The organism is Pseudomonas sp. OV226, from assembly GCF_003148705.1.
Lineage (GTDB): Bacteria > Pseudomonadota > Gammaproteobacteria > Pseudomonadales > Pseudomonadaceae > Aquipseudomonas.
Map to the genome: position 1 here is coordinate 444,179 of NZ_QGGS01000003.1, position 14,041 is coordinate 458,219.

General features: G+C 59.4%; 8 protein-coding genes and 2 pseudogenes. 7 read left to right on the forward strand and 3 right to left on the reverse strand.

Translation table 11 applies throughout. From position 1 onward, the window contains the following. Nucleotides 1-60 precede the first annotated feature (60 nt). The 3 genes and pseudogenes from C7534_RS33140 to C7534_RS08040 all read left to right on the forward strand — a co-directional run. Nucleotides 61-366 (forward strand): annotated as a pseudogene (locus C7534_RS33140) (PsiF family protein); the annotation flags it as partial. A 54-nt stretch (nucleotides 367-420) separates the two neighbouring features. Beyond that, nucleotides 421-513, forward strand: a pseudogene (locus C7534_RS33145) (PsiF family protein); the annotation flags it as partial. 138 nt (nucleotides 514-651) lie between these two features. After that, on the forward strand, nucleotides 652-1,662 hold the full coding sequence (locus tag C7534_RS08040) for an AI-2E family transporter (protein WP_046033041.1): 1,011 nt from the start codon (nucleotides 652-654) through the stop codon (nucleotides 1,660-1,662). Nucleotides 1,663-1,820: 158 nt separating this feature from the next. On the opposite strand, the gene C7534_RS08045 is transcribed toward C7534_RS08040, so the two are convergent. Beyond that, on the reverse strand, nucleotides 1,821-3,095 hold the full coding sequence (locus C7534_RS08045) for an Hsp70 family protein (protein WP_109785467.1): 1,275 nt from the start codon (nucleotides 3,093-3,095) through the stop codon (nucleotides 1,821-1,823). Between the two features lie 297 nt (nucleotides 3,096-3,392). Between C7534_RS08045 and C7534_RS08050 the strand changes: the two genes are divergently transcribed. Both C7534_RS08050 and C7534_RS08055 read left to right on the forward strand, forming a co-directional pair. Next, nucleotides 3,393-4,340, forward strand: a complete 948-nt coding sequence (locus tag C7534_RS08050) for a DnaJ C-terminal domain-containing protein (RefSeq protein ID WP_109785533.1) — start codon at nucleotides 3,393-3,395, stop codon at nucleotides 4,338-4,340. 27 nt (nucleotides 4,341-4,367) lie between these two features. Then, entirely contained in the window at nucleotides 4,368-4,673 is a 306-nt protein-coding gene (locus C7534_RS08055; protein ID WP_109785468.1) for a chaperone modulator CbpM, read from the forward strand. A gap of 141 nt (nucleotides 4,674-4,814) precedes the next feature. On the opposite strand, the gene C7534_RS08060 is transcribed toward C7534_RS08055, so the two are convergent. Next, nucleotides 4,815-5,942: a sensor histidine kinase gene (locus C7534_RS08060; protein ID WP_109785469.1), complete on the reverse strand. Its 1,128-nt coding sequence runs from the start codon at nucleotides 5,940-5,942 to the stop codon at nucleotides 4,815-4,817. Nucleotides 5,943-6,186: 244 nt separating this feature from the next. Between C7534_RS08060 and C7534_RS08070 the strand changes: the two genes are divergently transcribed. Then, nucleotides 6,187-7,116: a dermonecrotic toxin domain-containing protein gene (locus C7534_RS08070; RefSeq protein WP_146206162.1), complete on the forward strand. Its 930-nt coding sequence runs from the start codon at nucleotides 6,187-6,189 to the stop codon at nucleotides 7,114-7,116. Further along, nucleotides 7,052-12,244, forward strand: a complete 5,193-nt coding sequence (locus C7534_RS08075) for an NEL-type E3 ubiquitin ligase domain-containing protein (RefSeq protein ID WP_158283920.1) — start codon at nucleotides 7,052-7,054, stop codon at nucleotides 12,242-12,244. Before C7534_RS08070 ends, C7534_RS08075 begins: the two co-directional genes overlap by 65 nt. Before the next feature lie 83 nt (nucleotides 12,245-12,327). Here the strand turns inward: C7534_RS08075 and ureC are convergent, their stop codons facing one another. Beyond that, nucleotides 12,328-14,028, reverse strand: a complete 1,701-nt coding sequence (gene ureC / locus C7534_RS08080) for an urease subunit alpha (protein WP_046033035.1) — start codon at nucleotides 14,026-14,028, stop codon at nucleotides 12,328-12,330. Nucleotides 14,029-14,041: the final 13 nt, after the last annotated feature.

Consider the following 14,041-nt stretch of genomic DNA (forward strand, 5'->3'; position numbering starts at 1 on the left):
CATTGTCTACACTGCAAAACATGGCCGTGCCCATCGGTACGGCAACAAGGAGAAAACTCCATGACAATGTTGCGTGTCCCTTTTTTGATGATCGGTTTGCTGCTCTGCTCCCAAGGCTTCGCTGCCACTGCGCAGCAGGACAAAATGACCACCTGCAATGCCGACGCTACGGCCAAAAGCCTCAAGGGCGATGAACGCAATGCATTCATGAGCACCTGCCTGTCAGCTAAGCCGGCGACCGATGCGGTCGATGTGACCAAACCCAAGACCCCTCAGCAAGAGAAGATGACCCGTTGCAATGCTGACGCTACGACCAAAAGCCTCAAGGGCGATGAACGCAAAGCATTTATGAGCAATTGCCTGAAAGCTGAACCGGCCGCCCCGGCCGCCGAAGCCGCCAAACCGATGACCTCCCAGCAAGAGAAGATGAAAACCTGCAATGAAACAGCCACCACTCAGGCTATGAAGGGTGATGCGCGTAAAGTGTTTATGAGCAATTGCCTGAAGAAATAACAAGCAATGAACCGGGTAGGGGCTCAGCAAAAAAAATGGCCGGTGCCCCCACTAAGGTCGACCTACACAATCCCTAGTGCTGACATCGGAACGCTGGCAGACTGCCAATCCTTTTTACGTCGTTCGTTTTGAGGCTGTATGCCAACGTTTTCTCAACGCCACTTGCTGTTCACCAGTTGGATCATCATTTTTGGTGGTTTGCTGTTGGTGCTCCCTCTGCGACTGCTGCCGAGCCTGTTGGCCGGTTTGTTGGTGTTCGAGCTGGTCAACATGCTCACGCCACAATTGCAGCGTCTGATCGAAGGACGGCGTGCGCGCTGGTTGGCGGTCGCACTGTTGGGCACTTTGGTGGTCAGCGTGTTGACTCTGATTTTTGCCGGTGCTTTCAGTTTTCTGCTGCACGAAGCGGAAAACCCCGGGGCTTCCCTCGACAAGTTCATGGGCGTGGTTGATCGGGCGCGAGGGCAATTGCCGCCGTTCATCGACGCCTATTTGCCCGCCAGTGCCGCCGAGTTTCGTGTGGCGATCGGCGAGTGGGTGAGCAAACACCTGAGTGATCTGCAACTGGTGGGCAAGGACGCGGCGCATATGTTCGTGACGCTGCTGATCGGCATGGTGCTGGGGGCGATCATCGCCTTGCAACGCATCCCCGACCTGACCAAGCGCAAACCACTTGCCGCCGCACTGTTCGACCGGTTGCACCTGCTGGTCCAGGCCTTTCGCAACATCGTGTTCGCACAGATCAAGATTTCCCTGCTCAACACCTTCTTCACCGGGATATTCCTGGCGGTGGTGCTGCCGATGTTCGGGATCAAGTTGCCGCTGACCAAAACCCTGATCGTGCTGACCTTTCTGCTCGGCCTGTTGCCGGTGATCGGCAACCTGATGTCGAACACCCTGATCACGATTGTCGGTTTGTCACTGTCGATCTGGGTCGCCTTGGCAGCGCTGGGTTATCTGATTTTTATCCACAAGCTCGAATACTTCCTCAACGCGCGCATTGTCGGCGGGCAGATCAGTGCCAAGTCGTGGGAGTTGCTGCTGGCGATGCTGGTGTTCGAAGCCGCGTTCGGCCTGCCGGGGGTAGTGGCGGGGCCGATTTACTACGCGTATTTGAAGAGTGAGTTGAAGCAGATCGGGATGGTTTAACTACCACCCGATCATTCCCACGCTCTGCGTGAGAATGCATCCCGTGACGCTCCGCGTCACAGCTTCAACAGCGGACGCAGAGCGTCCATGGCGGCATTCCCACGCAGAGCGTGGGAACGATCATCGGGAGCTTGCTCCCTCGCCACAGGGTTTTCGGATCAGTCCATCATGCCGTAACGTTTGGACGCTTCAATCGCCAAACCGCTGCCAATGCTGCCGAAAATGTTCCCTTCGACATGCCGCGCATTGGGCAACATCGCCGAAACGCTGTTACGCAGCGCCGGAATCCCGCTCGAACCGCCGGTGAAGAACACCGTATCCACCTGATCGACTCGCACATCGGCGTCGTTGAGCATCTGGCTCACGCTGGTGCGCACGCGCTCCAGCAGTGCTTCGATGGCGGATTCAAACAGCGCGCGGCTCAATTCCACACTCAGCCCCGGCTCGATACGGTCCAGCGGCACGTGACGGCTGTCGGCGTGGGTCAGCTGGATCTTGGTTTCTTCCACTTCCATGGCCAGCCAGTGCCCGGCGCGCTGGTCGATCAGCTTGAACAGGCGATCGATGCCGCCGGTGTCTTCGATGTCGTAACGCATGCTGCCCAAGGCCAGGGTCGACTTTTGCGAGTACACCGAGTTGATGGTGTGCCAGGTCGCCAGGTTCATGTGGTGACTGGTCGGCATATAGGCGCCACTCTTCATGCGGCTGCCGTAGCCGAACAGTGGCATCAGGCCTTGCAGGCTCAACTGCTTGTCGAAATCGGTACCGCCGATGTGCACGCCGCCGGTGGCGAGGATGTCGTCGTGACGGTTGTCGTGGTTGCGGCGCTCAGGCGACAGGCGCACCAGCGAGAAGTCAGACGTACCACCGCCGATGTCGACGATCAGTACCAGCTCTTCTTTTTCGATGGTCGACTCATAGTCGAATGCCGCTGCAATCGGTTCGTACTGGAACGAGACATCCTTGAAGCCAATGGCGCGAGCCACGTCGACCAAGGTGTTTTCCGCTTCCTGGTCGGCCAGTTCATCGTCATCGACGAAAAACACCGGACGGCCCAGCACGACTTCGTCGAATTCCCGACCGGCGGTGGTTTCAGCACGCTTCTTCAACTGCCCGATAAACAGCCCGAGCAGGTCCTTGAACGGCATCGCCGTGCCCAGGACGCTGGTGTCGTGCTTGATCAGCTTGGAACCCAGCAGGCTCTTGAGCGAGCGCATCAGCCGGCCTTCGTAGCCTTCCAGGTACTCGTGCAGCGCCAGCCGGCCGTACACCGGGCGGCGTTCTTCCATATTGAAGAAGACCACCGAGGGCAGGGTAATCTTGTCGTCCTCCAGCGCGATCAGCGTTTCCATGCCGGGGCGCAGCCAGCCGACGGTGGAGTTGGACGTGCCGAAGTCGATACCGCAGGCACGGGCTGGAGATGCGTTTTTCATGTCTTTCAAGTTCCGGTTAAAAAACGGCCGCGCAGTGTATGTCAGGAAGGCGAATATTCGAAGGCCGACTATCTGCTAAATCTCGCTCGCCTGTGTCTTGAAAGACGCCCCATCACCCCCAAACTACCCTGCATCAACCGGACAGCCGCGGGGCCGTCGCAAGAAGCCCCGCCCGCTGCCGATAAACTTCTGATGCGACGCCCGGTCACAACCTTGAGATCGGTCAACCTCAATGCTGCGAACAAGCGCATGCTGTGGCGGGTGGCGCGACTTTGATAACGGATGGTGATTCCCGCGATGGACTTCAAAGACTATTACAAGATTCTCGGTGTGGAGCCGACGGCTGACGATAAGGCAATCAAGGCCGCCTATCGCAAGCTGGCGCGCAAATACCACCCTGATGTCAGCAAGGAAAAGGACGCCGAGTCCAAGTTCAAGGACGCCTCGGAAGCCTATGAAGCACTGAAAAGCGCCGACAAACGCGCCGAATATGACGACTTGCGCAAGTACGGCCAGCACGGCCAGCCGTTCCAGGGCCCGCCAGGGTGGCAAGGGCGTGGCGCAGGCGGTTTCGGTGGTGGTCAGGACTCGGGCGATTTTTCGGACTTTTTCAGTTCGATCTTCGGCAACCGTGGCCCTGGTTTTGGTGGTGGACAGTCGCGTCGCAGTACCGGACGTCGAGGGCAAGACGTGGAAATGGAACTCGGGGTATTTCTGGAAGAAACCCTCTCGAACGAATCGAAGAAGGTCACCTTCCAGGTGCCGCAGTACAACGCTGCCGGCCAGCACGTCAGCAATACCAGCAAAAGCCTGAACGTGAAGATCCCCGCCGGCGTGACCGACGGCGAGCGCATCCGCCTCAAGGGCCAAGGGGCGCCGGGCGTAGGTGGCGGTGCCAATGGCGACCTGTACCTGACCATCCGCTTTGCGCCGCACCCTAAATTCGATGTCGAAGGCGAGAACCTGATCATCACCTTGCCACTGGCACCGTGGGAGTTGGCGCTGGGCGCCGAAGTCGCCGTACCGACCTTGACCGGCAAGATCAACCTCAAGGTGCCGGCAGGCAGCCAGAACGGCCAGCGCATGCGCGCCAAGGGCCATGGTTTGCTAAACAAGGCCGGTGAGCGCGGTTATCTGTTTGTTCAACTGAAGGCGGTCATGCCGAAGAAATCGGACGATGACGTCAAGGCCCTGTGGCAGGAACTGGCAAAAAAAGCGGCATTTGATCCCAGAGAACATTTTTGATCGCTTGGCACCAAGGAGTTACTGACGATGAGCAGTCCCCTGATCGTTCAACTGGACCTGACAGAATTCTGTGAGGCGACCGACCTGTCGGACGTCAACGTGATCGAAATCGTCGAACACGGCATCCTCGAACCTCAGGGCCAGCAGCCCAAGGATTGGCGTTTCAACGATTACGAACTGGCCCTGGCCAAGCGCGCCGCCAAGCTGCGGCGCGACCTGGAACTGGAATGGGAAGGCGTTGCTTTGGCGCTGGACCTGCTGGAAGAAGTCCAGCAACTGCGGGCCGAGAATCGCATGCTCAAGCAGCGGTTGGGACGGTTGGTGGTCGAGTAGTTTTCTGAGGTTTTTGTGTTGCCTGGCAAGGCCTCTTCGCGAGCAAGCCCGCTCCCACATTCGACTGCATTCCAACTGGAAGAACTCGGTCGAATGTGGGAGCGGGCTTGCTCGCGAAGAACGATAACGCGGTTTCCAGATCTACCGCCTACGAGGCAACATCACCGTAAACAGCGTCCCATCCGTCTCATTCGAGCTGACCTCGATCATCCCGCCGTGCGCGTCAACTACCTCCTTGACGATAAACAAACCCAATCCCAGGCTGGTCGACGGCTGGCCGAGTTCTTCATCGGCGCTGCGCACCAGTGGATCGAAGATTGTGCCGATCGCCTCTTCGGGAATAGGCACGCCAAAGTTATGCACCGTCAGGCGAACCGCATCGGGCTCGCCACTGAGGACGACGGTCACATCCCGTTTATTCGCCCCGTGCTGCAACGCATTGCCAATCAGGTTCTGTAATAGCTGATCAAGCCTTGCGCCATCCCAAACGCCTTGCGTATCGCCCTCGACCCTTAAGGTCGGATCACATTCAGGGTTCCCGACGCACGCCTGAGTGATGGCTTCCTGCACGGCATCGGCCAGGTTCATCGGCTTGGGTTCAATCGGCAGGCTTTTACCCAGGCGACTTCGAACCAGTTCCAGTAAATCGCTGACCATCACCGCCATGTGCCGTGCACCGCGCTTGATATTGATCGCGCAGGCCAATGCGTCGCCCTCCAGCCTGGTTTTGCGCAGCAGTAACTCGGTGGACATGGTCACGGCTTGCAAGGGGGCGCGCAGGTCATGGCCGAGTATCGCCAGAAAAAGATCGCGCGAGTGATTGACCTGTTCGGCATAGGCTGCAGTCGACTCGGCAAGCGCTTCGTCGATGGCTTCATTGAAGCGGATCATGTCCTGGAAGTAGGCCAGGTCCGGCGAATCCAGGCTGTTGACCCACAACCGAATCACACAGGCGCGCAAATGGCGAAACTCACTGGTCATCTGCACCAGATCAAACCCTACGGTATGGCGCAGCTCGCCATGGCTGGCGCCGGCCTCATCGAGACTCGGGGTTTTTTCCGCGCCTTCACCCTTCGCCTTCGCGACCTGTTCGGTGGCAGTTTGCGCCGTGGCCATGTCCCGAGCGGCCGCCAGCAGAATCGCTTTGGCGTGATCGCGCAGGGTGATGCTGTCCATGTGGTCGGCAGCCGGGGTAATCGTGCTGGCGAACTGCTCCCATTCATCGACGATGCGGTCCACGTTTTGCCTGATGAATTCGGGGAGGCGCATGTCCAGTGTCCTGCCAGGAATGTCAGGGGATCTTAGCCTCTTTAGCGGTGGGGTAAACACTACCGCCGGGAATCCGGATCAGGTGTTGCGTGGGGGCGGGTGGTATTTAATTATTTTTCAGGTTCTTAAGTTGAATGCTGTTTGCGGTTTTATTGCGATTTTTCAGCAGTTTTACTGAGTTTTTGTTTTAGCCGGGGGTGAATAAGCTGAGGGTCCAAATAAGTCGTACATAAGGATATGTACCTTGCGAAACCCAAACGCGTCTCCCCAAGAAACGGCAGCGCCATTGACCGCCGCCGATCAACCCGGTGTTCACGCCGAATTCATTGCCGGGTCCATCCCGGCCTGGCTGGTGGATGCCTTGCCCGAACGGCGAGAGGCCATCAAACAGGCGCCGTTCAGGCTTTCCAACTGGTATCTGACGGCATCCCCGGCGCAGCGCCAGTGCGTGAACGAAGGCTTTGAAGCCAGCCTGGCGTCCCAGACCCTGCTGGATAAAACCATGGCGCGCCTGCAGGACATCGATGCTTTTGCAGCGCCCTTGCTGGTCAAGGCGCTCAAGGATCGATTCGCCGTGGACCTGGACGTCAACAAAACATTTGTGCAGCTTAAAAAGCCTCTGGCGTTGGGGGTTTTTGAAGTCGAGGTCAGTACCTTCGAAGTGTTGAAACTGCCGCTGCTGCAAGCCGCATTGCACAACTTCGAGGAGGACGAGTGCGCGATCGGCCACTTTCATTCCTCGTCGGGCTTCGTTGTTGAATCGGCGCCGGGTCAATTCAGCAAAGTGACCACGGCGTTGACCGTGGTGCAACTTCTGAACCTGTGCCGGGAGCTGGACATCGGCGCGCAGTATCAGGTTTACCTCAAGGACTTTTTGCGACCGGCGAATCCGGTTGCGGTGGCCATGCTGCGTCACCGGTTTGTAGCCAGTCAAAAAGCTGCAATGCGCGCGGCGGCCGAGCAGGCCTTGTTGCAAAAAGACATCGAGCCGAACGACTACGCGATGATTCTGTCGGTGATCGGCGGGGAGATGAATCCCAAGGTCGATGGCAAGCCGGTCTGGTTTCGTGACCTGGGCCTGATAAAAAAAAAAAAGAATGACGGGCTGTGTGCTGTTTCTTATTGGCGAAAAGTATCGTTACTCCGACGAGATCATTCTTTATGTTCCCAATGATCCGCAGCACCCGTTCAAACGCTACAGGGGGCAGGCGATGGACGAGGAGCTCAAGCGCCAGTTCACCGCCAGGGAGGCTGCGAAACCCGCAGATGGCCGCCCGACGGCGTACCAACGCTTTTTCAGTCAGTTTGTGGCCTATGCCGATCGTCCCTATTATTTCAGCCAGTTCACCCGTGCCGCGGCGGACTCGCCTTCGGACCCGTTTGCCACATTGCGTTCCCCCGGGGCGAAAGTATTTGAAGCCCTCAACCCGTTTTCGGCGCTGGTCACACCCCAGGAGCTGCCACCTGAGCAGCCGCCAAAACTGGAGCCGGTCGACGATCCGTACGTGAGCACCTCAAGCTTCAGCGACCATGGGCTTTGGGCGCCGAACCCCGACCTTTGGGCGCATCTGTTTGAGAAGAACCTCGATAAGATCATCAAGGATGCCCGGGCCCATGCGGTGCCCACGGCGGATGTGGATGCGAAGGTTCGCGCGCAGAAAATCGCCGTGTTAATGAGTGTCGGGATGCTGGTGCTCAATGGTGTCTCGATGTTCGTGCCGGTGCTGGGTGAAATCATGATCGGTGTCATGGCCGGTCAGCTTTTGAACGAGGCATTCGAAGGCGCGATCGAATGGAGCGAGGGGGATCGAAGGGCGGCCCTGTCGCACCTGGTCGATGTTGCGGAAAACCTGGCACTGATTGCCGTCATGCATGGCGTGGGCAAGGGCGTCGCCGGGCTGAGGGCTGTCAAACCCGAACCCGTGATCGAGGCCTTGAAACCCGTCACGCTACCGACCGGCAAGCAGCGCCTGTGGAAACCGGATATCGAACCGTACAAAAGCGCGGTCCGGCTGCCGGCGGACTCACCGCCCAATGAGCTGGGGCTGCACCGTTTCAACGGTCAGGACATCCTGACGCTGGACAACAATGATTATGTCGTCAGACAAGACCCGGCCAGCGGGGAGCACCGTATCCAGCATCCGACCCGTCCAGAGGCTTATGCACCGAAACTGGAGCACAACGGTGCGGGTGCCTGGAGCCACGAGGGTGAAGAACCCTTGAGTTGGGACGGGCCGATCCTGATGCGCAGGTTGGGCTATCGCACCGATGCGTTCACCGATGCCGAGCTGGAACAGGTACGAATTGCCAGCGGCATGGAACCCGACCAGTTGCGGCAGCTGCATGTTGACCAACAGCCACCCGCGGCGCAGTTGACCGACACCCTGACCCGGTTTCGACTCAACCGGAACCTCGAAACCTTCAAGGCACAGATCAGCAGCCCGGACCCGCAGGTCTACGCCAGGGCTGATGTGTCCATGCAGTTCAGGGTCATGCGCAGCCAGGAACTGTTGCCGGCCAATCCGGCGATCAATGTTCTGGACAGCAAGGCGAAGCTCATCTGGAAAGATCCCGAAGCCGTCGGCAAACAGTCTTCCAGGGTGGCGTTCGTCATGAGTGAACAGGACGGCGCAAACGGCACGATGCTCAAGTCACTGCTGGACATTTACCAGGCCCCCCCGTTCTCTCTCGACAATGTGCCGGGTACATCGGACATGACGCTGGAGCAACGCGCCAGCGAGTTGCGCAAGGAAATCGCTCGAACCGTAACGATCAAACAGCGCTCGTTGTTCGAATCCTTGTACCGGGAACAGGACGGCGGTACCGACGGTGCCGTAGGCCGAATCAAGGTATTTTCCCCTTCGCTGCCCAGCGTGGTGGTGGAGCAAATTCTGGCAGGCGCGACACAATCGGAACGGTTGGCACTGGGTAAACCCGGGCCATTGCCCCAGCGCGTTTACGAGCAGGCCGAATGGGCCCGCCAGGAACGACGGCTGACCCACGCCTACGAAGGGCTCTATCTGGAGAACTCATCGGGTATCGACAGCGAACGCCTGGCCCTGCGCAGTCTTGAAACGTTGCCTGGCTGGCCGAAGGATGTGCGCCTGGAACTGCGCGAATACGGGCCGCAAGGCAAATTGCTGGAGGCGATCGGCCCGTCGCAGACCCCGGCGCGTGCGGTGCTGGTGGTGGATGAAAACTCGGGGTTCACCGGGGCATCGTCCTCCAGTCTCTATACATCCGTCCTGCAAGCGCTGTCGTCCGGGGAGCGCCAGGCGATGGGCTTCACACTCGAAGAGGCCGAGCGAATGAAGCAAACGGTGCAACAGCGGCCGCTGTCGCGAGGGGTGTTCCGGGCCGTACTGCAGCGGCATCGAGTGCTCAAGCCCAGCCTCGAGCCAGGCATGAAACTGCTCGGTGGTGTTGGCCCTTCACTGCCCGCGGGCCAACAGGTGGCGAATTTTTTCCGAACGCCGCGCGCACGGGTACTCAAGCTGTATCCCGACTTCAGCGAAGCCGAGGTTGAAGGGTTCCTGCATTCATTGGGTGACGATGTACGCGGCGGATTGACCCGCACCGAAGCCGAGTACACGACGCTCAAAAACGAGTTGAATTCCTGGGTGCAAGGCCGCGTCACCGCCGAAAGCAGCCAGGTTGTCGCGGGGCAAATTCCGGGCGCGCGCGAACGTCAGATAGCCGACACCCTCAAGCGCTGCTGGCGCCGGCAGAGCGGCTCGGAGCTGAGCATAGATTCGCCCGTTGAGCTGCCAGTGCTCAGTGCACAGTTCAGTCATGTCCAGACATTGGCGCTGACGTGGTCGGGCGTACGCAATCTCAATGCCTTCCTCAAGTGTTTCACCGGGTTAAAAACGCTCAGCCTGGAGGGGATGTCCCGGCTGAGTCAGGTGCCTGAGGCATTCGCCGATATGCAGACCCTGACTTGCCTGAGCCTGCGGGGCAGTCGTATCGGGTTTAACGCTCACAATGGCGCACTGCTCGAAAAGTTGAGTGCCCTTGAGGAACTCAACTTGCTGAATACTCCGTTGGGGATCACGCCGGACTTCAGTGCAATGACTCGACTGAAAAAAATCAACCTCAGCGGCACGGGCATAGACGAGTGGCCACTCGGCACCGACCGTCTTCCTGATCTGCAATTGCTGGACTTGCGCGATAACGCGCTGACCGAAGTGCCTCAGGCATTACTCTCTACGGAGGCCGATCAGCTCGAATCGAACGCCAGGGTCAATCGGGTCACGCTTCTGGAGGGTAATCCGTTTACCCGTCAGGGCAGGCAGCGGCTGATGGATTACCGAGAGCGACTGCAAGCGATCAGGCCCGACCTGCTGGAAGGAAGTCTGCCGGGGGCGTTCAAGGGGCAGGACACGTTGAGCACCCGGGTTCGCTACCTCTACCCGGCCTTCGACGAGTTTGAAGTGGCCGAATTCCTGCAAACCCATGGGAGCGGGGTCGAAGTGGAGCTTGAACGCCTTGAACGCGAGTATGAGTCGCTGAATCGGCAATTGTCGGCGTGGGCTTTTTCGGGAGGCGGCGCGCGTCAACGCTACGTTCGGGCGGGCCAGATTTCGGAGGGGGTATCGGAGCGGGGAGAGCGATACACCGCCGCTGACCGCATCCGCGAATGCTGGCGACGCCAAGCTCCGCAAAGAAATGCCGTCGACGGCAGCCCGATCGGGTTTGAGCTCGATTTAAGTGGCCAGACACTCGACAGCGTGCCGGATCTGGAAGCCGACTTCAGCCATGTGGGTTCGCTCAAGCTCAGCGGCATGGGGCTGAGTGTTTCGCCAGAGGGATTTCTTGCGCATTTCAGGGGCGTGCGCTGGCTGGATATGTCGAACAACCAACTGACCGCCATACCGCCAGCGCTGGACGAAATGAACGGCCTGACGCGTCTGTTTCTGCAACGCAACCGCATTCGCCTGACGGCTGAAACGGCCGGGATACTGGCACGACGCACGACGCTGCGGGCGATGAACCTGTCTCAGAACCCGCTGGGTATGACGCCGGACTTCTCTCAGATTGCAGATATGCGCTCGCTCCAATTGAACACCATCGGCATTGATACCTGGCCACAAGGGCTGGATGCGCAACCTCTGCTGGACGTCATCGATTTGCGTAGTAACCAGATCACAACGTTTCCGGAATCCGTTATCACGCCTTCCGCCGAACGTCTGGAGCATGTGGCCCGCCGCAACAATTTCACGATTATCAGCGGCAACCCGTTGTCCGAGGCCGCGCAACAACAGCTGAGCGCTTACTGGAGTCGCCTTGAGCAAGAGCGTCCGGATGTGTGGGGGCTCAGGCGGCCGGGTTTCTTCGAGTATCAAGCCCCGGCCATGCCTACTGAACGGGTCAGGCTCGGAATCGCCCAACGACAATCGGGCGTGCAGCGCTGGGTCACGGACCTGCCCCCTGACCAGGCTGTGTCCCGGCAATCACAGTGGCAGGCCCTGTCCGCGCAAGAGGGGGCCAATGGCTTTTTCCAGGTGCTCAACGACCTCGAAGCTGCCGGTGCCGGTCACGCCGACCTGCAACGTCGCGTCTGGGAAGTCATCGACACCATCACCGAAGGCAGCCCCGAGTCCGAAGCCCTGCGAGGGGAGATGTTCGAGTGGGCAGGAAGACCGGCCTGTTGTGATCGTGCGGCATTGTCATTCAGTAATCTGGAGATTATGGCGCTGGTCTACCGGGCCCGCACGCTGGCACTGGACGCGGAGCAGGGCGCGGCCCTGCTGAAACTGTCCAGAGGCTTGTTCCGGCTGGACGAGGTCGAAAAAATCGCCCTGGCCGATATCAACAAACGAGTCGCTGCGATCAATGCCAGGAGGGATCTGTCGGCGGCGCAAAAAACCGATCTGATCGACCGGCTGGAAGATGTCGAAATAAAACTGGCCTACCGGTTTGGTCTCAAGGACCGGCTCGATCTGCCAGGGCAACCTCGCCAAGTCAGGTTCATTGGCTTGGGTAACGTCACGCCAACAATGCTGAACAAGGCCTACGATAGCGTCGTCAAACTCAATGACTCTGCCGCGGAATTCCAGTCACTGGTGGCGAAAGATTTCTGGAAAGACTACGTGACCAACACCTACCGGCCGCAATTCGAAGCGCAGCGTGAACCCTATCAGGACCGCCTGGCCAGTCTGCGTGAAAGCCAGCAGAAGGGCCTGCTGTCCGAGGCGCAATACAAGACGCAGTCCGAAGACCTGGGTGCTCAACTGCAAATTGAAGAGGCTGCACTGATCGAGCAATTCACTCGTGAGGCGTTGGCCAAACACCCGTACTGACGGACAGTAATGTCTGACAAACCATAAAAAGAAAGGCCTGGATCTGCGCGAGCATCCAGGCCTTTTTTGTGCGGCTCAACTCATCAGAACAGGAAATACCGCTGGGCCATCGGCAGCACATCGGCGGGTTCGCACCACAGCAAAACGCCGTCGGCCTTGACCTGATACGTCTGCGGATCGACATCAATGTTCGGCAGATAGTCGTTGTGGATCAGGTCGGTTTTCTGCACCTCGCGACAGCCTTTGACCACGGCGATTTTCTTCTTCAGGCCCAAGGCTTCGGGCAACCCGGCGTCCGAAGCAGCCTGGCTGATGAAGGTCAGGCTGGTAGCGTGCAGCGAGCCGCCATAACTGGCGAACATTGGACGGTAGTGCACCGGTTGCGGTGTCGGGATCGAGGCATTGGCATCGCCCATCAGGCTGGCCGCGATGGCGCCGCCCTTGAGGATCAGCGTCGGCTTGACCCCGAAAAACGCCGGGCGCCACAGCACCAGGTCGGCCCATTTACCCACTTCGACCGAGCCCACTTCATGGCTGATGCCATGGGTGATCGCCGGGTTGATGGTGTACTTGGCGATGTAGCGTTTGGCGCGGAAGTTGTCGTTGCCCTCGCCATCACCGGGCAACGGGCCGCGCTGCTTTTTCATCTTGTCGGCGGTTTGCCAGGTGCGCGTGATGACTTCGCCAACGCGGCCCATGGCCTGGCTGTCGGAGCTGATCATCGAGAACGCACCGAGGTCGTGGAGGATGTCTTCGGCGGCAATCGTTTCGCGACGGATGCGGCTTTCGGCGAAGGCCACGTCTTCGGCAATGCTCGGGTCCAGGTGGTGGCAGACCATCAGCATGTCGAGGTGTTCGTCGATGGTGTTGCGGGTGAACGGCCGGGTCGGGTTGGTCGAACTCGGCAGCACGTTGGCAAAGCCGCACGCCTTGATGATGTCCGGTGCATGACCGCCGCCCGCGCCTTCGGTGTGATAGGTGTGGATGGTGCGGCCCTTGAACGCGGCGAGGGTGGTTTCGACGAAGCCGGATTCGTTGAGCGTGTCGGTGTGGATCGCCACCTGAACGTCGTATTGGTCGGCAACGCTCAGGCAGTTGTCGATGCTCGCCGGGGTCGTGCCCCAGTCCTCGTGCAGCTTGAGGCCGATGGCGCCGGCCTTGACCTGTTCGATCAACGGTTCCGGCAGGCTGGCGTTGCCCTTGCCGGTGAGGCCGATGTTCATCGGGAACGCGTCGGCGGCCTGAAGCATGCGCGCCAGGTGCCACGGCCCGGAGGTGCAGGTTGTCGCGTTGGTGCCCGTCGCCGGGCCGGTGCCGCCGCCGATCATGGTGGTGACGCCGCTCATCAGGGCTTCTTCGATCTGCTGCGGGCAGATGAAGTGGATGTGCGTGTCGATGCCGCCAGCGGTGAGGATCATGCCTTCACCGGCGATGACTTCGGTGCCGGCGCCGATGGCGATGGTGACGTTGGGTTGCACGTCCGGGTTGCCGGCCTTGCCGATTCCCGCGACGCGGCCGTCCTTGAGACCGACGTCAGCTTTGACGATGCCCCAGTGGTCGATGATCAGTGCGTTGGTGATCACGGTGTCGACGACGTCCGCGGCCAGCAGTTGGCTCTGGCCCTGACCGTCACGGATGACTTTGCCGCCACCGAACTTCACTTCTTCGCCGTAGGTGGTGAAGTCTTTTTCGACCTCGATCCACAGTTCGGTATCGGCCAGGCGGACCTTGTCGCCGACGGTGGGGCCGAACATGTCGGCGTAGGCCTGTTTAGAAATTTTCATGGGCTTGCCTTGG

Bases quoted from the DNA above. Each gene is read 5' to 3' on its own strand.
- C7534_RS08050 (WP_109785533.1), top strand. From the start codon at position 3,393: ATGGACTTCAAAGACTATTACAAGATTCTCGGTGTGGAGCCGACGGCT.
- C7534_RS08055 (WP_109785468.1), top strand. From the start codon at position 4,368: ATGAGCAGTCCCCTGATCGTTCAACTGGACCTGACAGAATTCTGTGAG.
- C7534_RS08045 (WP_109785467.1), bottom strand. From the start codon at position 3,095: ATGAAAAACGCATCTCCAGCCCGTGCCTGCGGTATCGACTTCGGCACG.
- C7534_RS08060 (WP_109785469.1), bottom strand. From the start codon at position 5,942: ATGCGCCTCCCCGAATTCATCAGGCAAAACGTGGACCGCATCGTCGAT.
- ureC (WP_046033035.1), bottom strand. From the start codon at position 14,028: ATGAAAATTTCTAAACAGGCCTACGCCGACATGTTCGGCCCCACCGTC.
- C7534_RS08040 (WP_046033041.1), top strand. From the start codon at position 652: ATGCCAACGTTTTCTCAACGCCACTTGCTGTTCACCAGTTGGATCATC.